Source organism: Phaeobacter inhibens DSM 16374 (genome assembly GCF_000473105.1).
Classification (GTDB): Bacteria; Pseudomonadota; Alphaproteobacteria; order Rhodobacterales; family Rhodobacteraceae; genus Phaeobacter; species Phaeobacter inhibens.
In genome coordinates, this window is record NZ_AXBB01000004.1 from 104,116 (window position 1) to 126,838 (window position 22,723).

At 59.1% G+C, this 22,723-nt stretch carries 21 protein-coding genes; 11 read left to right on the forward strand and 10 right to left on the reverse strand.

The features are described from left to right. Positions 1-70: 70 nt before the first annotated feature. The 6 genes from INHI_RS0100470 (at position 71) to INHI_RS0100495 (ending at position 7,822) form a co-directional block, all read left to right on the forward strand. The gene (locus INHI_RS0100470) at positions 71-3,046 is read left to right on the forward strand and encodes a formate dehydrogenase subunit alpha (protein WP_027246331.1); all 2,976 of its coding nucleotides are present in this window, start codon (positions 71-73) and stop codon (positions 3,044-3,046) included. Positions 3,047-3,058: 12 nt separating this feature from the next. Continuing rightward, entirely contained in the window at positions 3,059-3,652 is a 594-nt protein-coding gene (gene fdh3B, locus INHI_RS0100475; RefSeq protein WP_014875661.1) for a formate dehydrogenase FDH3 subunit beta, read from the forward strand. 96 nt (positions 3,653-3,748) lie between these two features. Continuing rightward, positions 3,749-4,993 (forward strand): formate dehydrogenase subunit gamma, encoded by a 1,245-nt coding sequence (locus INHI_RS0100480; protein ID WP_027246332.1) that lies wholly within the window; start codon positions 3,749-3,751, stop codon positions 4,991-4,993. An 18-nt stretch (positions 4,994-5,011) separates the two neighbouring features. Further along, complete coding sequence (locus INHI_RS0100485; RefSeq protein ID WP_036766715.1) at positions 5,012-6,334, forward strand: c-type cytochrome; 1,323 nt, start codon at positions 5,012-5,014, stop codon at positions 6,332-6,334. 4 nt (positions 6,335-6,338) lie between these two features. Further along, on the forward strand, positions 6,339-6,464 hold the full coding sequence (locus INHI_RS21355; RefSeq protein WP_024096159.1) for a hypothetical protein: 126 nt from the start codon (positions 6,339-6,341) through the stop codon (positions 6,462-6,464). After that, positions 6,461-7,822 (forward strand): sigma-54-dependent transcriptional regulator, encoded by a 1,362-nt coding sequence (locus tag INHI_RS0100495; protein ID WP_027246334.1) that lies wholly within the window; start codon positions 6,461-6,463, stop codon positions 7,820-7,822. Before INHI_RS21355 ends, INHI_RS0100495 begins: the two co-directional genes overlap by 4 nt. 55 nt (positions 7,823-7,877) lie before the next feature. Here the strand turns inward: INHI_RS0100495 and INHI_RS0100500 are convergent, their stop codons facing one another. The 9 genes from INHI_RS0100500 to INHI_RS0100540 all read right to left on the reverse strand — a co-directional run bounded on the left by INHI_RS0100500 (position 7,878) and on the right by INHI_RS0100540 (position 16,956). After that, the gene (locus tag INHI_RS0100500) at positions 7,878-9,848 is read right to left on the reverse strand and encodes a sensor histidine kinase (RefSeq protein ID WP_027246335.1); all 1,971 of its coding nucleotides are present in this window, start codon (positions 9,846-9,848) and stop codon (positions 7,878-7,880) included. A 133-nt stretch (positions 9,849-9,981) separates the two neighbouring features. After that, positions 9,982-10,707, reverse strand: a complete 726-nt coding sequence (locus INHI_RS0100505) for an SDR family NAD(P)-dependent oxidoreductase (RefSeq protein ID WP_014880951.1) — start codon at positions 10,705-10,707, stop codon at positions 9,982-9,984. Beyond that, a complete protein-coding gene (locus tag INHI_RS0100510) occupies positions 10,704-11,435 on the reverse strand; it encodes an SDR family NAD(P)-dependent oxidoreductase (RefSeq protein WP_014875655.1) in 732 nt (243 codons plus the stop codon). The genes INHI_RS0100505 and INHI_RS0100510 overlap by 4 nt, the downstream gene beginning before the upstream one ends. Position 11,436: 1 nt before the next feature. Beyond that, the gene (locus tag INHI_RS0100515) at positions 11,437-11,985 is read right to left on the reverse strand and encodes a DUF3833 domain-containing protein (protein WP_027246336.1); all 549 of its coding nucleotides are present in this window, start codon (positions 11,983-11,985) and stop codon (positions 11,437-11,439) included. Beyond that, positions 11,982-13,205 carry an MFS transporter gene (locus INHI_RS0100520; protein ID WP_027246337.1) on the reverse strand — a complete coding sequence of 408 codons (1,224 nt, stop codon included), beginning with the start codon at positions 13,203-13,205 and terminating at the stop codon, positions 11,982-11,984. The genes INHI_RS0100515 and INHI_RS0100520 overlap by 4 nt, the downstream gene beginning before the upstream one ends. Beyond that, positions 13,205-13,768, reverse strand: coding sequence for a chalcone isomerase family protein (locus INHI_RS0100525; protein WP_027246338.1), 564 nt, complete (start codon positions 13,766-13,768; stop codon positions 13,205-13,207). The genes INHI_RS0100520 and INHI_RS0100525 overlap by 1 nt, the downstream gene beginning before the upstream one ends. Then, positions 13,761-14,918, reverse strand: a complete 1,158-nt coding sequence (locus tag INHI_RS0100530) for an SAM-dependent methyltransferase (protein WP_014880947.1) — start codon at positions 14,916-14,918, stop codon at positions 13,761-13,763. Before INHI_RS0100530 ends, INHI_RS0100525 begins: the two co-directional genes overlap by 8 nt. After that, positions 14,918-15,670: a DUF1365 domain-containing protein gene (locus INHI_RS0100535; RefSeq protein WP_014880946.1), complete on the reverse strand. Its 753-nt coding sequence runs from the start codon at positions 15,668-15,670 to the stop codon at positions 14,918-14,920. Before INHI_RS0100535 ends, INHI_RS0100530 begins: the two co-directional genes overlap by 1 nt. Beyond that, the gene (locus INHI_RS0100540; RefSeq protein ID WP_027246339.1) at positions 15,667-16,956 is read right to left on the reverse strand and encodes an NAD(P)/FAD-dependent oxidoreductase; all 1,290 of its coding nucleotides are present in this window, start codon (positions 16,954-16,956) and stop codon (positions 15,667-15,669) included. Before INHI_RS0100540 ends, INHI_RS0100535 begins: the two co-directional genes overlap by 4 nt. A 147-nt stretch (positions 16,957-17,103) precedes the next feature. On the opposite strand from INHI_RS0100540, the gene INHI_RS0100545 reads away from it, so the two are divergent. Continuing rightward, positions 17,104-17,754: a sigma-70 family RNA polymerase sigma factor gene (locus tag INHI_RS0100545; RefSeq protein WP_014875648.1), complete on the forward strand. Its 651-nt coding sequence runs from the start codon at positions 17,104-17,106 to the stop codon at positions 17,752-17,754. Further along, entirely contained in the window at positions 17,751-18,386 is a 636-nt protein-coding gene (locus tag INHI_RS0100550; RefSeq protein WP_014875647.1) for a ChrR family anti-sigma-E factor, read from the forward strand. The genes INHI_RS0100545 and INHI_RS0100550 overlap by 4 nt, the downstream gene beginning before the upstream one ends. A gap of 109 nt (positions 18,387-18,495) precedes the next feature. On the opposite strand, the gene gap is transcribed toward INHI_RS0100550, so the two are convergent. Next, positions 18,496-19,503 (reverse strand): type I glyceraldehyde-3-phosphate dehydrogenase, encoded by a 1,008-nt coding sequence (gap, locus tag INHI_RS0100555; RefSeq protein ID WP_027246340.1) that lies wholly within the window; start codon positions 19,501-19,503, stop codon positions 18,496-18,498. A 298-nt stretch (positions 19,504-19,801) separates the two neighbouring features. Between gap and INHI_RS0100560 the strand changes: the two genes are divergently transcribed. From INHI_RS0100560 to INHI_RS0100575, 3 genes are all read left to right on the forward strand, one after another. Then, positions 19,802-20,779, forward strand: coding sequence for a nitrate- and nitrite sensing domain-containing protein (locus INHI_RS0100560; RefSeq protein WP_027246341.1), 978 nt, complete (start codon positions 19,802-19,804; stop codon positions 20,777-20,779). 370 nt (positions 20,780-21,149) lie between these two features. After that, positions 21,150-21,548: a methyl-accepting chemotaxis protein gene (locus INHI_RS0100565; RefSeq protein WP_162148078.1), complete on the forward strand. Its 399-nt coding sequence runs from the start codon at positions 21,150-21,152 to the stop codon at positions 21,546-21,548. Positions 21,549-21,578: 30 nt separating this feature from the next. Further along, positions 21,579-22,708 (forward strand): IS3 family transposase gene (locus INHI_RS0100575; protein WP_155805531.1). Its coding sequence is split into 2 segments (ribosomal slippage): positions 21,579-21,813 and positions 21,813-22,708, totalling 1,131 coding nucleotides; the frame shifts between segments, so codons are not numbered across the junction. Positions 22,709-22,723 lie beyond the last annotated feature (15 nt).

Genomic DNA, 22,723 nt, shown 5'->3' on the forward strand with positions numbered 1-22,723 from the left:
TGCGTGACGCCCGACTGCCAAAGGCCCCCGATAACCCAGCGAACCCGTAAGGGAAGCAAGGGAGGAACATATGCTTAGGAAAAAGACCAACGGGGTTGCGCGACGCCCCCAGCGGACCAGTATCCTGTCCAAGGTTGCAGAAAGCTCTGTTGACCGCCGCGCGTTTTTGCGTGGATCCGGTTTGGCCATTGGTGGCCTTGCCGCCATCAGCGCCACAGGTGGATCTGTCACCAAGGCTAATGCGGCAACCGCTGCGGCCGGTGCCGTTGAGACCATCAAATCCGTCTGCACTCATTGTTCGGTCGGCTGTACCGTCGTGGCAGAGGTGCAAAACGGCGTCTGGACCGGTCAGGAACCGGGATGGGACAGCCCCTTTAACCTTGGTGCCCATTGCGCCAAAGGCGCATCTGTGCGCGAACACGCCCATGGCGAACGCCGTCTGAAGTACCCGATGAAGAAAGAAGGCGGAGAATGGAAACGCATCAGCTGGGAACAGGCGATCAATGAGATCGGCGACGGCATGATGCAGATCCGCGAAGAAAGCGGACCGGATTCTGTCTATTGGCTCGGCTCGGCCAAGCATAACAACGAACAGGCCTATCTGTTCCGCAAGTTTGCGGCCTATTGGGGCACCAATAACGTCGACCATCAGGCGCGGATCTGTCACTCGACCACCGTTGCAGGTGTTGCGAATACATGGGGCTACGGCGCCATGACCAACAGCTACAATGACATCCATAACTCCAAGGCGATCTTCATTATCGGCGGCAACCCGGCAGAGGCGCATCCCGTCTCGTTGTTGCACGTGCTGAAGGCCAAGGAACAGAACAACGCGCCGCTGATCGTCTGCGATCCGCGCTTCACCCGCACGGCGGCCCATGCCGATGAATATGTGCGCTTCCGTCCCGGCACCGATGTGGCGCTGGTCTGGGGGATCCTGTGGCACATCTTTGACAACAGCTGGGAAGACAAGGAATTCATCCGCACCCGTGTCTGGGGTATGGATCAGATCCGCGAAGAAGTTGCCAAGTGGACGCCCGAGGAAGTCGAACGTGTGACCGGCACCCCCGGTAGCCAGCTCAAGCGCGTGGCACGGACGCTGGCCAACAACCGTCCCGGCACCGTGATCTGGTGTATGGGCGGCACCCAGCATACGACCGGCAACAACAACACCCGCGCCTATTGCATCCTTCAGCTGGCGCTGGGGAACATGGGTACATCGGGCGGCGGCACCAATATCTTCCGCGGCCATGACAACGTGCAGGGCGCAACCGACCTTGGCGTTCTGAGCCACACTTTGCCCGGCTACTATGGCCTGTCCAAAGGCGCCTGGGCGCATTGGGGCCGTGTCTGGGGTGAGGACGGCGAATGGCTTGCCGGTCAGTTCGACACCATCAAAGGTGCCGACGGCAAGGATAAATCGCTGCAGAACCTGACGGGTATCCCGGTCAGTCGCTGGATTGATGGTATCCTTGAAGACAAGGATAACATGGACCAGCCCAACAATGTGCGGGCCATGGTTCTGTGGGGCCACGCGCCAAACTCTCAGACCCGTATGACGGAGATGAAGACGGCGATGGAGAAGCTGGACATGCTGGTCGTTGTCGACCCGTATCCCACCGTCTCTGCCGTGCTGCATGATCGCACCGATGGTGTCTATCTGCTGCCCGCCTGCACCCAGTTCGAGACCCGTGGCTCGGTCACTGCGTCTAACCGGTCCCTGCAGTGGCGTGACAAGATCGTCGACCCGCTGTTCGAGAGCCTGCCGGATCATGTGATCATCGCCAAGTTCGCGAATAAATTCGGCTGGGGCGACCGGTTCTTCCGCAATATCGAGATGGAAGATGCCGAAACACCGAATGTCGAAAGCATCACGCGCGAATTCAACAAGGGTATGTGGACCATCGGCTACACCGGTCAATCGCCGGAGCGGATGAAAACGCATATGGCCAATCAGCACACTTTTGACCGCACCACGTTGCGTGCCATTGGTGGGCCTGCTGACGGGGATTACTACGGTATGCCCTGGCCTTGCTGGGGCACCGCTGAAATGGGTCACCCGGGGACGCCCAACCTTTATGACATGTCCAAACCTGTCTCCGAAGGTGGCCTGACCTTCCGCGCGCGCTTTGGTGTCGAACGGGATGGTGACAACCTTCTGGCCGAGGGTGCCTATTCTGCTGGCTCTGATATTCAGGACGGCTACCCTGAGTTCACCTATCAGATGCTGAAGGATCTAGGCTGGCATACCGAGCTGACCGCGAGTGAGCGGGCGTTCATCGCCAAGGCAGCCGGAGTGGACGGCTTTGCCGACTACACGCATGAGGTTGGTGAACAAAGCATGTCGCCCTTCCCGTCGGACTATGACGACAAGGTTGCGAAGGTGAACTGGAAGACGGATCTGTCCGGTGGTATCCAGCGGGTTGCGATTGCGCATGAATGTGCGCCATTCGGCAACGCCAAGGCCCGTGCCGTGGTCTGGACCTTCCCGGATCCGGTGCCAATCCATCGCGAGCCGCTTTACACCAACCGCCGGGATCTGGTCGAAGACTACCCGACATATGAGGACCGTCATTCCTACCGGCTGCCGACCCTCTATGCGTCGATCCAGAAAAACGACGTCTCCAAGGAATATCCGATCATCCTGACCTCTGGTCGCCTGGTCGAATACGAAGGTGGCGGCGAAGAGACCCGGTCCAACCCGTGGCTGGCAGAATTGCAGCAAGACATGTTTGTCGAAATGCACCCGCGTGATGCCAACAATATCGGCATTCGGGATGGGTCTCAGGTCTGGGTCGAAGGCCCGGAGGGCGGCAAGGTCAAAGTCATGGCCATGGTCACAGAGCGGGTCGGAGAGGGCGTTGCCTTCATGCCGTTCCACTTTGGCGGTCATTACCAAGGCGAGGATTTGCGCGACAAATACCCCGATGGCGCTGACCCCTATGTTCTGGGCGAGAGCTGCAACGTCGCACAGACCTATGGCTACGACAGCGTGACCCAGATGCAGGAGACCAAGTGTACTCTCTGCAAGATCAGCGCAGCATAAGGAGAAAGAGATATGGCAAGAGCGAAGTTTCTCTGTGACGCCGAACGCTGCATTGAATGCAACGCCTGCGTGACGGCCTGTAAGAACGAGCACGAGGTGCCCTGGGGTATCAACCGGCGTCGGGTGGTGACCATCAATGATGGCAAGCCCGGTGAGCGGTCGATCTCGGTCGCCTGTATGCATTGCTCGGACGCGCCCTGTATGGCGGTGTGCCCGGTCGATTGTTTCTATCAGAACGAAGAAGGCGTGGTCCTGCACTCCAAGGATCTCTGCATTGGTTGCGGTTATTGCTTCTACGCGTGCCCCTTTGGCGCGCCGCAGTATCCGCAGGCAGGCAACTTTGGCAGCCGTGGCAAGATGGACAAATGTACCTTCTGCGCCGGTGGCCCTGAGGAGACGCATTCCAATGCGGAATTCTCCAAATACGGCCGCAATCGGATCGCCGAGGGCAAGCTGCCCATCTGCGCCGAAATGTGCTCCACCAAGGCACTGCTGGCCGGGGACGGTGATGTCGTCTCAGCCGTCTACCGCGAACGTGTTGTGGCGCGCGGCTTCGGCTCCGGTGCCTGGGGCTGGGGGACAGCCTATGACCAGAAGGGCGGCTGATCACAGCCTCCTTTGACATGATGGGATGGCCCGCCCGCGCGGGCCGTCCTGTTTACTTATTCAGTTTTCAAGACAACCCATGAAGGAGTGTGGCCCATGCTGCGCATCGCCTTTGCTATTCTGATGCAGCTGACGTTGATGGCTGGGATCGCTGCGGCGCAGGACGCCCCGGATGCCCCTGCGGCGAACACTGTGCCGGACCGCAGTGCCACGGGCGGGGCGCAGACGCTTGAGGATATTCTGGCGCGGCAGCGCGGGGAGAAGATCGACGACAGCTTTCGCAGCGATGACACGGGCGCCGCGGCTTTGGGGGCCGGGTTGACCGAGCAACTGGGCACGCTTGGCGGGGCATCAGATCCCGAGCTGTGGCGCGCGATCCGCTATAATGCTGCTGACCTAAGGGTCTCGGCCGGGGGCGATGTGGCCACCGTGCTTGTGCAGGATGGAGGTATGCGCTGGCTGACCTTCCGGGAAGGACCGCTGCGCACCTATGGCGGTTGGCTGCTGCTGGGAACAATCGCGGCGCTGGCCCTGTTTTATCTGCTGCGCGGTCGCATCCGCATTGACGAGCCCGCAACCGGGCGCAGCGTGACACGGTTTCAGTTCATTGAACGCTTTGCCCATTGGATGCTGGCGGGGTCATTTATCTTGCTTGGCCTCACGGGGTTGGCCAGCCTGTTCGGTCGCATGGTGATCGCGCCCTATCTGGGCAAGGAGATCAATGCAGGCCTGCTGATCTGGAGCAAATGGGTGCATAACAACGTCTCCTGGGCCTTTATGCTGGCGCTGGTCATGGTGTTTGTCATGTGGGTCGCCCATAATATTCCGAACCGGACCGATCTGGTGTGGATCCGCCAAATGGGCGGCATCGTGGGCAAATCACACCCGCCAGCCAAGAAATTCAACTTTGGCCAGAAACTGATCTTCTGGTCGGTGATTGTCTTTGGCGCCTCTATTTCTCTCTCGGGCCTGTCATTGCTGTTCCCGTTTGAAATCCAGCTCTTTGCCAAGACTTTTGGTATTTTGAACGATCTGGGGCTGCCGCAGCTTGTGGGCTATGGCACGCTGCCGGTTGAGCTGGCACCGCAGGAGGAAATGCAGCTGGCGCAGAGCTGGCACGCGATTCTCAGCTTTGTGCTGATGGCGATCATTCTGGCACATATCTATATCGGTTCGCTTGGTATGGAGGGCGCGTTTGACGCCATGGGCAGCGGCGATGTCGACGAAGCCTGGGCGCATCAGCACCATTCTCTCTGGTTGGACGAGATGCGTGAAAAGGGCGAAGTCACCCCGGACGGTACGAGCAGCGGTGGCGCCAAGGGCGCAACACCTGCAGAGTGACCGGCGGTGGCCCGCCACATGTCAGCACTCGCCGATGTGTCCCGCAAAACCTGCGCTATTTGCGGTGCGGCAGCGCTGTCGCTGATGGTCGTCGGTGATCACGCTGACGCAGATGAGTTCACCACATTGAAGGGGCACGGCGGGCCGGTCATGGCGCTGGCGGTTTCGCCGGAGGGGCAGGTGGCGACGGGCAGTTTCGACAATGCGATTGGCCTATGGCGTGACCGCAGCCCGCGTTGGCTGGAGGCCCACGAAGCGGCTGTTACCGCGCTTGCGTTCATGGATGCCGGGCGGTTGGTCTCCGCAGGGGATGATTTTGCGCTCTACCTCTGGCCTCAGGGCAGCAATACAGGGGAGTTGATCGGGCGGCATCTGGGCAAGATCCGGGCGCTTGCGGTGACACCGGACCGTGACACCCTTGTGTCGGGCAGCTGGGATGGGGAAATCGGCCTTTGGCCGCTTGGCGATGGCTCCGAACAGCGGATCAAGGTTGGCAGCGGCGTCAACGATGTGGCTGTCGGAGCGGACGGGGCTGTCTATGCGGCCACTATGAGTGGGCAGATCCTCGTCTACGAGGATGCCGACCGCTCGCCACGTCGGCTGGTGGATCAGGGCTTTGGCATCAACCAGCTGGTGCTGGGGCCGGATGGTGATTGGCTGGCCTATGGGGCTGTGGATGGTGCCACCCGCGTTGTTGACAGTCAGACCGGCGATCCGGTAGCGGATTTTACGCTGGAACGGCGGCCTATTTTGGCGATGGCATATCACGAAGGTACAGCACGGCTCGCCGTTGGGGACGGGCAGGGCTATATCATGATGGTAGATACGGAGACCTGGCGCATCAGCGCAGATTTTCGCGCCACCCGTGATGGGCCGGTCTGGGCACTGGAGTTTGCACCGGACGGGCGGACGGTCTGGGCCGCGGGATTGGATGATCTGGCCTATGGCTGGCCAGTCGCGCTGATGGGAGAGACAGAGGCGCAGATGGCAGGCAATCGCGGGTTCCTGAAGGATCCGGCCACGATGACCAACGGAGAGCGGCAGTTTATGCGCAAATGTTCCATCTGCCATGCGCTTGGCCCCGAAGACAGCCGCAAGGCGGGGCCAAGTCTTTACAATGTCTTTGGCCGCCCGGCGGGAACGCTGGCAGGTTACCGCTATTCAGAGGTCCTTGATGGATCTGATATAATCTGGGGAGAGGCGACGATTGATGCCCTCTTCGATCTGGGCCCGGATCACTATATTCCGGGGTCCAAAATGCCGATGCAGCGGATTACCGATCCGCAGGACCGGCGTGATTTGATTGCGTTTCTGAAACGCGCAACCAAGGTGGAGAAGTGACCAAATGAAAGCCATGTTGACGGGATTTGCCGCCATCATCGTGATTGCCGCCGGTGCGAATTTTGCGCTGGATCAGGCAGGGTTTGCCTCGCAAGAGGTGCATTCCGGACCTTCTGTTCGACTGGATTGACCGTGCTGACAACCGCACCGCCACCCCGCGACGAATATGGGGAAAACCTTGCCGGTGCGTCGATACTGGTGATCGACGACGAACCTGGCATGCGCAATTTCATGACCAAAATCCTGACCCCTCGCTGCAAACGGGTGGAGCAGGCGGCTTCGGCTGCAGAGGCTTCGAACATCTTGGATCAGGCGCATTTCGACCTGATCATCCTTGATAATATCATGCCGGGGAAAACCGGGCTTGAGTGGGTGCAGGAGCAGCATAAGGTCGGCCTGTTTGCGGACACGGTGCTGGTCACCGCCTATGCGGATCTGGAAACCGCCATTCAGGCCCTAAGGGTCGGCGTCGCGGATTTCGTGCTGAAACCGTTTCGCGCCAATCAGATTCTGAATTCCGTGGCTCGCGCGCTGGATCGCAAACATCTGCGGCGGGAAAACTATCTGCTGAAGCATGCGCTGTCAGCCGAAGGCACGGCAGCACGGGGGCGGCTGTTGGGCAAATCCCCTGCCATTCAGACCGCGCGTGACATGATCACCCGGCTGGCGCCTCTGCCCACACCAGTTCTGTTCACGGGTGCCAGCGGGACGGGCAAAGAAATCGCCGCGCGGACGCTGCATTCGCTGTCGGACCGGGCGGAAAAACCCTTTGTCGCGGTGAATTGCGCCGCCATCGCCCCAGACCGGATTGCGCATGAGCTGTTCGGGGTGGTCGATGCGCAGGACCGCCGTCAGGACGGGCTGTTTCTCTATGCCGATGGGGGGACGCTGTTCCTGGATGAGGTGGCGCAGATGCCGGAGCAGGTGCAGGCGGCCCTGTTGCGGGTGCTGGAGGATCAGCGCATCCGCCCGGTTGGTGCCGAACGCGACATCCCGCTGAACCTGCGGTTCCTGTTTGCCACCAATGCCGATTTGCAACAGGCGGTGGCCGAAGGACGGTTCCGGGCGGATCTGTACCACCGGATCAACGTTGTGAATATCCAGATGCCGCCGCTGAGTGAGCGGGTTGAGGATATTGTGGAACTGGCCGCGCTCTTCATGGAGCAGTTTTCCACCACGCTGGCGATGCCCGCGCTTGAACTGGACGCGGATACCCTGCTGAAATTCAGCCGCTACCACTGGCCCGGCAATGTGCGCGAATTGCGCAATCTGATCGAACGCTCGGTCATTCTGGGCGCCTTTCCAGAGGAGTTTGCAGGCACCGGAGCGGTGACTGGTTCAGCCGCGATGGATACGCTGGATCTGGTGATGCAACGCCACATCATGCATGTTCTGGACGCCTGCGAGGGCAACAGGGCAGAGGCAGCCCGCAGGCTGGGTGTCTCGCGCAAGACGGTGGATCGCAAATGCGCAAGCTGGGGTCTTTGATCTGAGAGAGAGCGGCGGGCGATGCGCCTGCCGTTTGTGGCTTGGGGTCTTGTGCCTAGGACGTCGCCTCGACCGCGGGCAACCAGATTGAGAAAACAGCGCCGACGATTTTCCCATCTTCAACACGGTTCTCGGCCGAGATTACCCCGCCTGCGCGTTGAATCAGGGTCTGGCTGATCGACAAACCCAAACCAGTGCCTTCGCCCAGTTTGGTGGTGTAGAACGGGTTGAAGACTGAGGGCAGATCTTTCGCCGCAATGCCTGATCCGGTATCTGCAACCTCGAGGCAGGCACCGCTGACATTGTCCCGATCCATCTCGCGCAAGGTCAGCAAGAGCTGGCCGGAGCCCTCCATCGCCTGCACGGCGTTTAGGATCAGATTGATCACCACCTGTTGCAGCTCGCCGGGATCAATGCGGACCGCCGGTGTCTCGCCGAACTGTTTGGTAACGGCGATGTCCTGTTTGGTCACCACGTGGTCCACCAGCACCAAACAGTCGGACACCACCGGTGCCAGATCCAGGCGTTCCTCAAAGGTGCCGAATTCGGTCGGGCGGGCGAATTGCAACAGTTTGCCGACGATGGCGCTGATCCGCAGGATCTGATCGTCGATCAGTGCCAGCTCCGTTTCCACCTCCTCTGTTGCAGATCCCAGTGTCATCCGCATCACATCGACGTTGCCCTGAATGACCGCGATCGGGTTGTTGATCTCATGGGCGACACCGGCAGTGATCTCCCCAATCGAGGCGAGTTTTTCGCTCATCACCAGTTGCTTATAGGTGGCTTCCAGTTTTTCATTGGCGGCGCGCAGTTCCGCAGTGCGCTGGTCAACGCGGGCGTTCAGCTCACCCGCCCAGTCGCGCAGTTTTTGATCGCGGTCCTGTACCTGGTCCAGCAGACTATCAAGATGGGCCGCGACCTGACCGATTTCATCGTGCCGCCCCACATTTCCATTGCGGGCGGCCAAATCGCCACGCTCCACACGGGCCATGGTGTGGCTCATCTGCTCCAGTGGCGCAAAGATCCCTTTGGCCAGCCATAAAAACAGCGGCGCCGAGAGTAGCAGAACCGATAGGAAAGACAGAACAACGGTCCAATACGCGGAGACTTTGGCCGCGGCAAACGGCGCCTCAAGGAAGCCCACATAAAGCATGCCGACCCGTTTTCCGAAACTGTCGGTCAGTGGCAGATAGCCGGAGATATACCAGTCGTTCACAACAAAGGCGCGATCGAGCCAGGTCTGCCCGTCACCAAGAACAGCATCCCGTACGGCTTGCGAAACGCGGGTTCCAAGGGCGCGGACATCCTCGAACAGGCGGACATTGGTGGAAATACGGGTGTCATCCAGAAACAGCGTGGCGGTGCCCTTGCGGCTGATCCGGTGACTGTCGCCGAGATAAACCAAGGCGTTGATCGTATCGATGAAATCCAGATCCCGGTTCAGTAGCCTCCCGGCCACCAGCACGCCTTCGCTGCCGGGGGTCGTCACTGGGGCGGCAGAATGGATCACCATGCCGCGATCTTCGGCGGGGCGGGTGGTGGGCGCGGCAGCTTCGGTTTCGATCAGCGGAATGCGGGCGCGGTTGCGCAGGTCGGCAGAGATCACATCAAGATCTGCGGCAGCGAAGATGTCGATTTCCGAGGCCAGATCCCCTTGGGCGGCGCGGCTGATGACCGGCCAGCGGCGGGCATCACGGTCAATGTTGCGCATCGGCAGGTAGTAGAGGAAATCGAGCCTGAGCGCCTGTCTGCGTTGATCCAGAAACCTCAGCTGATCCTGTAGCGGCGCGCGCAGTACCTTGGCAAATTGGGTCGAACTGGCGATGGCCGCCAGATCATCGCCGCTGTTTGCCTGTAGCTGCCGCAGGTATTGGTCAGCGATTTTCAGGTCGCTTTCCACGTTGACGATCAGGACGTTGTCATAGTCGGCGTTCCACCTGGCCATCGCCACGACCAGAAGCAGCGGCATCACCACGCTGAGCGGCAGGAGCGCGAGCAGAAGGAGGCGAAGCCGAACAGATTTCAAGGTGGCGATTTCCTGTGGACAGCAGGCACATCGGGATGCGGGCAAGCCATGGTGTGCGGGATCGCCCAACTGTCGCATGATGCGGATCGGCTGGGCAAGTCCGGACAGGGTGATCCTGTCCGCCCGGCACCTATCAGGCCGGGATTTCCTTGCCCGCCCAGTCAAATACCCGTCCGCTGTCACCGGGGGACAGGCCGTCGATGACCTTGGCCAGATATGCTGCGGATTGGGCCGGCTCGAACAAAGCACTCTCAGAGACGTTTTTGGAGAAGGGACCCGAAAGCGGTGTTCGCACCGTGCCGGGGTGCAGCCCGACGCAGATCATCTGGTCATTGCTGCGCGCTGTCTCGATCGCGTAGTTGCGGATAAGCATATTCAGCGCCGCTTTTGATGCGCGATAGGCATGCCAGCCGCCAAGGCCATTGTCGCTGATCGATCCGACCCGCGCTGACAGCGCTGCAAAGACCGCACGCCCTTTGCGTGGCATGATCGGCAATAGGTGTTTGGCAACGCTGGCGGGGGCGAAAGTATTTATTTCAAATACTTTCCGGAAGGCCTCGGCATCCTGCTGGCGGTAGCTTTTTTCGGGCCTGAGACCCGTCTCATCGGAGAGCACCCCGGTTGCGACAAGCACAAGATCCGGTGCAATCCCCCGGCTGCGCAGAGCGCCGGCCAGCTCGGTAAGCTGTGCTTCGTCGGTGATGTCCACCTGGTGACTGTCGATTTCGGGGCGCGATGGCAACGCGCTACGGGCCACTGCGGTCAGGCTGGCGGGGGAGCGCGCCGCGTAGTGATCCACCAATGCCGATCCGATACCGCCGGAGGCGCCAATAATAACGATATGCTGTGGCGCGCTCATTTACCGGCCCCCATCAGGCGCAGGAACAGCTTTCGCGGCAGATGCTTGCCGATGGTAAACACCCAAGCAAATGGCGTCGGAAAACTGGTGCTGAAGCGCCCGTTTTTCATTGCTTTTATGCAGGCCTCTGCCGCTTCTTCCGGGGTCTGGATCATGGGCATGTTGAAGTCGTTTTTTTCGGTTAGCCGGGTCTTGATGAAACCGGGGTTGATCACCTGAACCTTTATCGGGGTCTGGAACAGATCCGCCTGGAGGTTTTCCGCCATATGCATAACGGCGGATTTGGAAGCGCCATAACCGGTGGCGCCGGGAAGGCCCGTATGACCGGCGAGAGAGCCGATCAGCACAATATGCCCCTCGTTGGCAGCAACCATCTGAGGCACCACACGGCCGACCACACGAATGGCCCCCATGAAGTTCACGTCACAGATCAGTTCAACCTTGTCGGCATCCCACTCTTGCGCGGGCATCGGATCGTAGGCGCCCGCGCAATAGAGGACGCCATGCACCTTGCCGATCAGGGCAGCAGCCTCACGGATGGCGTCACTATCGGTCACATCCAGTGGCAGAGCGGTGGCATTGGTCAGCTCCCCCGCGAGGTCCTGCAATCGTTCCTCGCTGCGGGCCGAGAGCATAAGCCGCGCTCCGGCTGCATCCAGCTTTTGGGCAATGGCACGGCCTAATCCTTCACTGGCGCCGATGATCCACCATGTCTGTCCTGCAAACATCTTAGGTTCCTTTCGGACGGATGGTGGCCACCAGCTCTGCGACCTTGAGGCCGAATTTGCGCATTTCAGAGCGGTTCATGATGGTGCCGTTCTCCATCAGATACATCCAGTCGGTGACGTCGAGCACGTGACCACCCGCACTCTCGGGGAGGCGGATGCGATAGGTCAGGCGCACGGTTGCGCCGCTCTGCTGACCCTCGCCGGTGCCGATGATGTCATCTGCGGTCGCGGTGAACGCCCCGTTTTCACCCATGGTGAGAAACCACTTGCGTTGCTGCGTACCGCTGCTGGCATAGGAGAAATCCTCGCTCAACGTGCCGGTGTTGCCGTCCCAGGCTCCGTTCATTGTGGCGACAAAACGCGAGACCACGCGGCCCATTGGGCCATAGATCATGCCTTCGGAGATCATTTCGCCGCTCAGATGTGTGCGAATGTCGAAGTCGGGACCGGTGCCGGCGTAGTGCTGGGGGCGTTGGCTGCGAAACCCGAAACCGGGCCGGAGCAGTGCAAGCAGCAGCACCAGGATGATCGCTACAAGCAGGAATTTCATGGCGCGGTGACCTTTCTTGGGAGTCGGAGGACCATCGCGATGGCGATGAGTTTGATACAGCAGGGAATGATGGCGTAGGCCCATGTCAGGGTCTGGAGCGCGGCGATGCTGTTCTGGCCGCCGGGGGTAAAGCCGCTGAGTTGCAGCATCGGCAGAAGCAGAACAGCCGCGGCAGCAAGCGCCAGTTTGGCGGCGAAGGACCAGAGCCCAAAGGCCTGTCCTGCCTGCAACCCGGCCCGTGCCAACATGCGCGAGAACAGCACCGGCAGGATCACCATATCCGCGCCAAGCGCCGCACCAGATCCGACACAGATCATGGCAAACCCGAGCGCGGCACCAGCAGGCAGAAACGCTGCGGAAACAAACGATAGTATCGCCAATATCATCGCCGGAAACAGCACATTGCGCGCCCCAAATCGGTCTGCGGCTCGTGTCCATAATGGTACCGAAAGTCCGGCAGCGAGGAAGAACAACACCAGAAAGGGACCGGCCATATCGGCCAGCGCGAGCTTATCCTCGACAAAGAACAGAAACAGCGTTGAGGTCATGGCAACGGGCAGGCTGTTGACCAGAGCCAGGGCGAGAAGGCGAAACCCACCAGCCTCACGCAGGGCTGTGATCGACAGGGGCTGCTCCGGCCGCGGTGTGGCGGTCCACAGACCGCGGGTCAGCCACCAAACTGTAATGCAAAGTCCGGCAAGCAGACCGCCAAAGGCGGGGTAACCGGCCTGACTGGCGCCTAGCGCACCCAACAGGCTGGGGGCAAGGGCAGCGAGAATGATCCCGGCCAATGTGCCACCCTCGCGAAATCCGGCAAGGCGGATCAGCGCCTCCGGGCTGCCGGCGAGCGCAGTGCTTTGTCCATAGAACAGCACGGTGCCCAAGCTGTAGGCTGTGAACAGCAATACCAGTGCAATCACGAGCCAGGGCAAGACGCTCCCTGCAGCTGGGCGATACGTGTAGAGCAGGAGAAACCCCATAGCCATCCCAAAGGCCGCCAGCGCAGCAAAAGTCGCCCGCTCCTGCGGCCAGCGGTCGGTGATCCAGCCCAGCAATGGATCCTGCACGAAATCAAGCACCCGTATCCCTGCCAGTACTGCCGCCAGGGTGGCCAGGCTCACCCCCAGTTCCGCCGTCGCAAAACGCGGCAGATGGATGTAGAGTGGCAGGCCGGCGGCGGCCAGCATCATGGCAAACAGGGAAATACGGGTGGCTTGCATCAGTTGCCTCTGAGCTGACTGGACAGGCGCGCGGACCGGCTGTTGGGAGATAGCCAGATATTCAGAAACCGTTTGCGGGCCTCTGCATGGCGCACATCACAGGTCTGCCGTCCATTCAGGTAAAGTGCCACTTGGTTCGGGTCGCGTGTTGTGGCGACAAAACTGTCCCCGGCTGCCACATCGCGAAAGCAGCGTTCCAGCTTTGCAAGCAACCGATCCTGATCCGCACGCGGTCCCTCCAGCCGGGTCAACTCTGCGGCGGTCGCCTTGGTCAGCTGCATACGCGTGAACCCGCGCCGATAGCTGAGCTTCAGCGCCATAGGTGTTTGCCAATCGAAGCGCTCTTGACCCTCAGCAAACAGGCTGGCGTCATAAAGCGGCAGACCGAACCAGCGGAAGGTCACCTCACCCAGCTTAATTGGGGATTGGAGGCCGGTATCCGCCGTTGCTGGGGTGCTGAAACTGCTCAGGAGCACAGCCAGCCCCAGTGCGAAAGACACCATGGCTGAGCGATGACTTGTCCAGAGGCTCTTGGTGTCGTGGGGCTGGCCTGGATCAGGCATGGGCCAGCTCCACCTGTACGACATCGGTTTGCCCGACCTCAAAGGAGGCGGCACAGGTTTCCAGATAATACCGCCAGTTGCGCAGGAAGGCGTCGCCATAGCCCAGTGCCTGGATTTTTGCCGTCATTGCTGCAAGCCGCGCTGCCCACTCGCGGCAGGTGCGGGCGTAATCCTGACCGAAGGCAAAGTTATCCGTGACTTTCAGCCCGGCGGTGCGCGCCTGATGTGAAATAACCGCGTCGGACAGCAACATGCCACCGGGGAAGGTGTATTGGCGAATATAGTCCGAGGATTGCCGATAGATATCGAAATAGCTGTCCTGCACCGTGATCGCCTGCACCACGGCACGTCCATCATCCGCGAGGCGGTTTTTCAGGGTTGCAAAATAGCTGGGCCAGTACCGCTCGCCCACGGCTTCGACCATTTCGATTGAGACGATATTGTCGAATTTGCCTTCCGATTTGCGATAGTCGCAGAGCCGGATGTCGGCCCGTCCGTCCAGCCGTGCATCAGCATAGCCGAACTGGCTGGGAGAGATCGTCAGGCCGGTGACATGGCGGCCCTGTTCAGCTGCGCGATCGGCGAATCCACCCCAGCCGCAGCCAACCTCCAACACCCGGTCGCCAGCGCTCAGACGACTGAGGACCCGATCATATTTGCGGGTCTGGGCGCGGGCCAGATCATTGTCGCCGGGGGCAAACAGCGCCGATGAATAGGTCATGCTTTCGTCCAGCCACAGCTGGTAGAATTCATTGCCGACATCATAATGTGCCTTGATGTTGCGCGACGCGCCCTTGACCGAATTGGCGCGCAGCATCCGGTCCACCATCCGGTATTTTAGGCCCGCCCAGAAGCTGGGGTAGGCATAATCAGTGAGATGATCGAGGTTCAGCAACGCCACCTTAATCACGTCTTCGATGCTGGGCGTATCCCAGAGCCCAGAAACATAGGCCTCGCCGAGGCCGATATCCCCGCGGGCAGCCATTGCGGTGATCGCGCTCCAGTCGTGCAGCTGAATTTCTGCATGCGGGGCACCGGCGCCGAAATCATGCACATCCCCTTCGGGCGTATGCAGGCGAAGGCTGCCGTTGCGGATGCGGGCGCAGCTGTCGAGAAAGTCGTGTTTCACACGTTTGGTAAGAAAAATCATCAGCTGACCTCATGTTCCGGTGGGGTAGGGCGGGGGCGATAGTTTGCGCCCTTAAGTTTCAGTTTCAGCGCCTGCCAATAGATCAGCGCAACCGTGCGCAGGGTTCCGGCAGGGCGGCGCAGGCTGGCACCCAGCACGGCGGTGTTGCTCAACGGCTGGCGGGCGCCGGTCAGGGTGGCAATGACCCCCTGGTCACCATTCTTGTGATCGATGCGGATTGCGATCCGCCGTGGCCCTATGTCGAAATTGAACCAGTAGTCGCCCGCGATCTGCTGAAAGGGAGAGACGTGGAAGATTTTCTTGGCCTGAAGCTTGTCCGACGGGGCAATCGCGGTGAATTCGGGTTTGTGACAGACATAGCTGTGTCTGTCGCCGAAGGTATTGCTGACCTCCGCGATCACCGCGTGCAGGGCGGTACCACGAAAGGCGAGCCAAAAACTGACGGGGTTGAAGATGTGACCCAGATAGCTTGGTTGCGTCAGCAGCCGGATGGTGATCCCGTCCATCCTCAGGCCAGCGTCGGCAAAGACCTGTTCCGCCCAGGGCAGCCCCGCCCCCCGACGTGGCGCGCCGCCGTGATTGCGATCATGGACCGCAAGCAGGTTGAAGCGATTGCGCGAGAACAACAGCGGGCCGTTTTCGGCGCGCGGATCAATCAGCACGTAGTCCACGCCATAGCGGAAGCTGTTGGCGATAGCGCCATAGCGGGCATGTGTGGTCTGCCCGGCGATATGGTCGGGCCACTGTGTCATCCCACCACCCTGGTGCGCGCATCAATCCCCCGCGCGACGCGCACGGCGCTGGCAAACCCATCTTCGTGGAAACCGTGGCGCAGGTAGGCGCCTGCAAACCAAGTGTTATTCTGGCCTTGGATGTCTGCGATCTGGCTCTGCGCGCGCAGGGCAGCCGTATCAAAAACCGGGTGACGGAAGGTTTTCTGATCGTAGATCAGATCGCTTTGCACGTCTTTCACCGGGTTCAGGGAGACGAAAAGCGGATCGTTTTCATTGATGTTCTGCAGCCGGTTCATCCAGTAGGTGACCCCGATGGCTGCCCGGTCATCTCGGGTGTCGGCCTTGTAAACCCAGGACGACCAGCAGGCGCGGCGGCGTGGCATTTGAGCGCTGTCATGATGCAGGATCATTTCATTATCCTGATAACGCATAACCCCCAGCGTTGCCTGTTCAGCGCGCGTTGGCTGGCTGAGCAGGCGCAGGCTGTCGTCCGAATGGCAGGCCATTACCACCTGATCAAAATTCTCGCTGGTGCCATCGGGCAGATGGATGCACACGCCCTCTGCAGTTCGCTCGACACTGCGCACCGGAGTGCCCGGACGCAATTGACAGCCCATCTGTTCCAGCCGAGCTGTCAGGCGGCGCACATATTCGATGCTGCCACCTTTGACCGTCCACCACTGGTGTTGACCTGAGGAACTGAGCAAGGCGTGATTGCGGAAAAACCGCACCAGAGATTGGGCCGGGAAGCCACGGATTTCATCAGGGGGGGTGGACCAGATCGCGCCGCAAATTGGCATCAGATAATAGCGCTGGAACCAATCCCCCAATTTCAGATCATTGACCAACTCACCGATGGTGACGCTGTCGCTCTTGGCGACCTGTTCGGCATTGGCGTTGAAGCGCAGAATGTCTCTGACCATGCGGAAAAATGCGGGCCGCGCGATGTTGCGACGCTGACCCAGCAGCGCCCCAAGATCTCGTAGCCCATATTCCACGCGTCCGTCCCCGATGCTGGCACCGAAGCTCATATCGCTTTTGACAACGGGAACCTCCAGATCGCGGAACATGGACGTCAGATGCGGGTAATTCACATAGTTGAAGACGATGAAACCAGTATCGACCGGCTGATCCCCATTGCGCCCCGCCATCACTGTCCGGGCATGACCACCCAGCCGGGGGGCCGCCTCAAACAGGGTGACATTATGCGTCTTTGCCAGCAGCCACGCTGTTGCCAGCCCGGAAATCCCGCCCCCTACGACGGCGATACGCTCGCGAGCGGATGATAATGCGTCAAAGGACATGCTGTCTCCATCTGTGATTTCAATTTGTTACGCGGCTTCTGCCCGAGCGGATCAAAAAAGGTGACAGCTGATTTTGGTGAATTGGGAAAATACGAAAAAAATTTAGCGCAGAGTGATCCATCGCCGGAAAACGCGCGTATTGCATACATGTTGACCACGCTGAGCGATCCACCTCTTGCAGCCCCTGCGCCGCCCGTTACGGTAGACCGTGACACAAGTGCATTGTGCGAAAGGAAAAAAGTGGAACGGGAGAGCCTGTCTGATCAGACGATCTGGATGCTGGCCGTGCGTGATAGTCGCTGCAAGGTGGCGTTTGGGCGGCTGTTCGACTACTTCGCGCCGCGGCTCAAGGGGGTGATTTGCCGGTCCGGCATGCCGCCCAGTCAGGCCGAAGAAGTGGTGCAAGACGTCATGCTGACCGTGTGGCGTAAATCGGCGATGTTCGATCCGGAGCGGGCGCAGGTGTCGGCCTGGATTTATCAGATCGCCCGCAACAGGCAGATTGACGTGATCCGCAAGGAGCGGCGACCGATCCCGGAAGAGCTGAAGCTTCCGGAAGATACACAGGAAGATGCAGCCCAGATTCTGGCGCTGGATCAGGAGACATCAAAGCTGCGTGCCGCGCTGGCCCGGCTGAAACCTGCTCAACGTGAGATGGTCGAAAAGGCCTACCTCGGCGAGCTGACCCATGCAGATATCCGGGAGCAAACCGGGTTGCCGCTGGGAACAATCAAATCCCGCATCCGCCTCGGACTTGAGCGGTTGCGTCATGAGTTGAAGGAACAAGGACTATCATGACCGGCGTACGCCATCATATCCCTGACCCGTTGTTGGTGGCTTACGCTTCCGGCAACCTGCCCTATGCCTATTCTCTGGTGGTGGCGACCCATCTGTCGATGTGTGACAGTTGCCGCACCCGGTTGACTGCGCATCAGGCTGTCGGCGGCTCCGTATTGGAAGCCTGCGGCACGCGGGATCTTTCGACCGATCTGCGGGATCGCGTGTTCGCCGAGTTGGATGAGCCCTATGAAGAGACGCCGCAATTTGGCCGCTCCGGTATTTTTCCGGCACCGGTAATGCAGGCGCTTGGCGGCTTGCCGCCAAAGTGGAAATCCCTTGGTATGGGAGTGCGCCAATCCATCCTGAGCCATGACGACGGTGGCAGTGTAAGGCTGTTGTACATCCCGTCGGGGCAGGCGGTGCCTGACCATGGCCACAATGGGCTTGAGTTGACATTGGTGCTGCAGGGCGCGTTTCGCGATGAAACAGGGCGGTTCGGCGTCGGCGATCTGGAGGTTGCCGACGATGATCTGGAACACACGCCGATCGCCGAGGAGGGTGAGACCTGCATTTGCCTGGCCGCGACCGACGCCGCGCTGCGGTTCCGGTCGCTGGTACCGCGCCTGCTGCAACCGATCTTCCGTATCTGAACACATCAGAGGACGCATCCGGCCAAGGTCGGCAGCATCATCCGATTATGAGAAAGGGCTGCCCTGAGGCAGCCCTTTTTTACATAGTCATAGATGGCAGTTCTGGCGTTCAGCCATTCATTACCTTGCCCATGTGGCGGCCAGTGTCGACCATCCGGTTGGAGAAGCCCCATTCATTGTCATACCAGCTGACAACCCGCACCAGCCCTTCGGCTGTGACAGCGGTCTGCGGGGCGGCAAAGCAGGAGGAATGTGGGTCGTGGTTGAAATCGATGGAGACCAAGGGATCAGTCTCATAGGACAGGATACCTGCCAGAGCCCCCTCGGAGGCCGCCTTCATTGCGTCGTTGATTGCGTCGACCGTCGCAGCTTTCTCAGGAATGAAGCTGAGGTCCACCACAGATACATTTGGTGTCGGTACGCGGATCGCCGATCCCTCAAGACGGCCTTTGAGATGCGGGAGCACTTCTGAGATCGCCCGCGCCGCGCCGGTTGAGGTGGGGATCATCGACAAGGCAGCCGCACGAGCCCGGTAGAGATCCTTGTGGCTGGTATCATGGGTCGGCTGATCACCGGTATAGGCGTGAATGGTGGTCATATACCCGGTTTTGATGCCGAAGGTGTCATCCAGAACCTTCGCAACAGGCGCCAGACAATTGGTCGTACAGGAGGCGTTGGAGACGATCACGTCGTCCTTGGTCAGATCATCATGGTTGACACCAAATACCACGGTACGGTCAACATCCTTGCCCGGTGCAGAGATCAGTACCCGCTTGGAACCATTCTTCAGATGTTTGGCGGCGGTATCACGGCTGGTGAACAGGCCGGTGCATTCATACGCAATATCAACGTCTTGCCAGGGCAGTTCTTCTGGATTGCGGATCGCGGTCAGGCGGATGCTGTGGTTGCCCACATGCATGGTGTCGCCATCCACCTTCACGGATGCGCGCAGGCGGCCATGCACACTGTCGTATTTCAACAGGTGCGCCAGAGTCTCAGCCGGAGACAGATCATTGATGGCCACAACCGAGATATCGTCGGCGTTGCTCTCCAGCAGGGCGCGCAAAACGCCACGGCCAATGCGTCCAAATCCGTTGATAGCAATTTTCAGGGTCATATGTGCAACTCCGGTGATGATGTGGGTGCAGCCCTCGACGGGCGCGCCCGGTGGTCTGACAGTTGCGGCATCGTTATCGCTAACAGTGGCAAAAATCAAGCCCGTTCGATACGCAAGCTTCAGGTGTCAAATTCTCTGAGTGGCGGGGCGGTGGTATGGTCCGGTTCACTGCCCGCACCGCTTAGCTATCTCTGATGACCTTACATCGTCGGGCGATTAGATGCATGACTTCTCTGGTGATTTAATACTAATTTATACACGCTATGATTGTTATTTGCTCTGGTCAAAGGGAGCCTCCATGCCGCTTCGAATTGTTGTGCTGTTTGTTGTCGCACCACTGTTTTTACTGGTGGGGTATTTCGCCTACAGCGAGATCGCCAAGCAAAGAGCGCTGCATATGCGATCTGGACATACGGCGCAGACCGCCCGTGAAGACAGTGCGATCAGTGACATGATCCATGAGCTGCAAAGGGAGCGGGGATTTTCGGTCGGATATGTGTCATCTGATGGGCTGACCTTTCCAGATGAGTTGACCCAACAGCGCGACCGGACAGACCAGACAATTGCATCGGCACTATCTGGTATCGACCTTATCGCGGTAGATCATCGGGAGGAGTTTGATCGCGTCGTCGCGTGTTTGCAGACCTTGACGCATGTGAGGCAGCGTATCGATGGATGGGACGAAAACGGGCAGCGCATAATTGAGGAGGTTATCAACTCCTATACGCGCCTTATCGACCCACTGCTGGCGCTTGCTCAGGCAAGTACGGGATCTGACAGATCTACAGAATATCACGCGCTGCGGCAGGCTCGTTTTTTGATCAGTTCAGCAAAGGAAAAGGCAGGGTTGGAGCGGGCCACGGGTGCGGCAGGTGTCGTCATGGTGTATTCACTTTCGATGCAGGAAGAGCTGACGTCTTTGAGGCGTGAACAGCTTGCCACCCTGAGCGAGGTCGACGCGATCAAAGGCAGCTCAGCTTGGCTGCCGACACTGCAGAGAACAAGACAATATGTGGCGTTGGACGACCTGCATGAGATCATTCTGTCAGCCGATGCCACTACTGACTCTCTCCCTTTCACACGCACACAATGGTTTGCTGCTTCGACGGCCTGGATTGACCTCCTGCGACAGGAAGAGGCTGCTGTCACAGCCGAACTTGTTTTCCTTGCCAGTCAGCTTGAGCAGGAAACGGCATCTCAGCTGACGGAACTCATCTGGTTCTCGGTCTTTGCCGCTTTTACCGCCGCAGCTTTCGTGGTGGTGGCATTAAAGTAGACGTCTCCTGATCTGCGGCGATTGGTCCCGTCCCATGTGTCTTAAGCACACTGCGCATCGCAGACACCCTTAACAGCCCCAAAGACAGTGCGGTTTGATATCCGAACCGACTATTCGGCAGAGCATCGGTCGCCGGGTAAAAGAGCGGTATGTGATCGGAAATCACTCAATCTGCCCGCATAGCGCACTTCTGTGCGCAGCTTTAGGAGATGTCTAGGACATCTAGGCTACCGCTGGGGCAGCATATTTTTTGATTCATTCACGATGGCGTTGAGAAAAAAGGTATAAAATGCTTAGATCGATATCTATTTCAAACCGAATTAACGCGGGATTTGCCGCACTTACAGTGCTACTCGTTGCATTGGCGGGCTTGTCGCTGGTGGTGGTCCGGGATTTGGGCGAAAGCTATCTGCAGTACCGGGCGACCGCCAAGCAGAGCATTGCGACCAGTGATTTTGTCGAAGACCTGTTTCAGGCACGGATCGCGGCACTTAAATATCGCGCGACCCGCAGCGAGGAAAGCTCTGAGGAGGTGCAATCTAACATCTCTGAAATCATCAGGGATGGAAATGACCTTACCGTCTTCAGTGGAAATGCGGCCTATTCCCGAGATATCGAAGCCGCGGTGCAATCATCACAGCAGTATTTGGCTTATTTCGAAGATCTACGTGCTGCTGTCGCCCGCGAGGAGGATCTGGAGCACACGGCTTTGGAACTCGGAAAATCGGCGCGCAAGTGGACCTGTCGCGGTTTGATGCCGCTCCTTTGATAGCATTTACTGCACCAAAGGAGATGAACTATGGGACTAAAACGGACGGACGAATTTCGCCAAGATGCGGTGCGGATTGCGTTAACCAGCGGGCTAACGCGTAAGCAGGTGGCGGATGATCTTGGCGTCGGTATGTCGACGCTGAACAAATGGATCACCGCGCACAGAGATACAGACGTGGTGTCGAAAGAAGATTTGAGCCTTGCTCAAGAGAATGACCGGCTTAGGCGTGAGAACCGCATTCTCAAGGAGGAGCGGGACATCCTAAAAAAAGCAACGCAGTTCTTCGCGAGCCAAAAGCCATGAGGTTTAGGTTCATCGAAGAACACCGGGATGCGTTTCCGGCAGCGCGCCTGTGTCAGGTTATGGATGTCAGCCTGCGCGGTTTGCGTGCGTTCCGCAGTCGGCCAGCCAGCCGCAGACAGCGATCTGACCTGGTCACGCTGGCGCATATCAAAGAACAGTCGCGTCTCAGTTTAGGCAGTTATGGCAGGCCGCGTATGACCGAAGAGCTGAAGGAGATCGGCTTGGATGTTGGCCATCGCCGTGTGGGCAGATTGATGCGTCAGAACGGCATATCTGTTGTTCGGACCCGCAAACACAAGGTGACCACTGACAGCGATCATAAGCTCAATATAGCACCCAACCTGCTGGATCGTGACTTCAACGCTGATAAACAAAACCAGAAATGGGCGGGTGACATCAGCTATGTCTGGACGCGCGAAGGCTGGTTGTATTTGGCTGTTATCCTGGACCTACATTCCAGGCGGGTAATCGGTTGGGCCGTTAGCAACCGCATGAAACGCGACTTGGCAATCCGAGCGTTGAACATGGCCATCGCGTTCCGGCAACCGCCCAAGGACTGCATCCACCACACCGATCGCGGATCGCAATATTGTTCTCATGATTATCAGAAGATCCTGCGCCAGCACGGCTTTAAGGTGTCCATGAGCGGCAAGGGTAATTGTTACGACAATGCTGCCGTCGAAACCTTCTTTAAGACGATCAAGGCGGAGCTGATCTGGCGGCATCCTTGGGAGACACGGCGGAAGGCTGAGATGGCAATCTTCGAATACATCAACGGGTTCTACAATCCACGACGCCGTCACTCAGCACTGGGCTGGATAAGCCCGGTCGCTTTCGAACGGAAGGTGGCTTAAACGAGCACTTGGAGC

Coding starts and splice junctions, on each gene's coding strand:
- INHI_RS0100470 (WP_027246331.1), top strand. CDS start 71: ATGCTTAGGAAAAAGACCAACGGGGTTGCGCGACGCCCCCAGCGGACC.
- fdh3B (WP_014875661.1), top strand. CDS start 3,059: ATGGCAAGAGCGAAGTTTCTCTGTGACGCCGAACGCTGCATTGAATGC.
- INHI_RS0100480 (WP_027246332.1), top strand. CDS start 3,749: ATGCTGCGCATCGCCTTTGCTATTCTGATGCAGCTGACGTTGATGGCT.
- INHI_RS0100485 (WP_036766715.1), top strand. CDS start 5,012: ATGTCAGCACTCGCCGATGTGTCCCGCAAAACCTGCGCTATTTGCGGT.
- INHI_RS21355 (WP_024096159.1), top strand. CDS start 6,339: ATGAAAGCCATGTTGACGGGATTTGCCGCCATCATCGTGATTGCCGCC.
- INHI_RS0100505 (WP_014880951.1), bottom strand. CDS start 10,707: ATGAGCGCGCCACAGCATATCGTTATTATTGGCGCCTCCGGCGGTATC.
- INHI_RS0100510 (WP_014875655.1), bottom strand. CDS start 11,435: ATGTTTGCAGGACAGACATGGTGGATCATCGGCGCCAGTGAAGGATTA.
- INHI_RS0100515 (WP_027246336.1), bottom strand. CDS start 11,985: ATGAAATTCCTGCTTGTAGCGATCATCCTGGTGCTGCTGCTTGCACTG.
- INHI_RS0100520 (WP_027246337.1), bottom strand. CDS start 13,205: ATGCAAGCCACCCGTATTTCCCTGTTTGCCATGATGCTGGCCGCCGCC.
- INHI_RS0100525 (WP_027246338.1), bottom strand. CDS start 13,768: ATGCCTGATCCAGGCCAGCCCCACGACACCAAGAGCCTCTGGACAAGT.
- INHI_RS0100530 (WP_014880947.1), bottom strand. CDS start 14,918: ATGATTTTTCTTACCAAACGTGTGAAACACGACTTTCTCGACAGCTGC.
- INHI_RS0100535 (WP_014880946.1), bottom strand. CDS start 15,670: ATGACACAGTGGCCCGACCATATCGCCGGGCAGACCACACATGCCCGC.
- INHI_RS0100540 (WP_027246339.1), bottom strand. CDS start 16,956: ATGTCCTTTGACGCATTATCATCCGCTCGCGAGCGTATCGCCGTCGTA.
- INHI_RS0100545 (WP_014875648.1), top strand. CDS start 17,104: ATGTTGACCACGCTGAGCGATCCACCTCTTGCAGCCCCTGCGCCGCCC.
- INHI_RS0100550 (WP_014875647.1), top strand. CDS start 17,751: ATGACCGGCGTACGCCATCATATCCCTGACCCGTTGTTGGTGGCTTAC.
- gap (WP_027246340.1), bottom strand. CDS start 19,503: ATGACCCTGAAAATTGCTATCAACGGATTTGGACGCATTGGCCGTGGC.
- INHI_RS0100560 (WP_027246341.1), top strand. CDS start 19,802: ATGCCGCTTCGAATTGTTGTGCTGTTTGTTGTCGCACCACTGTTTTTA.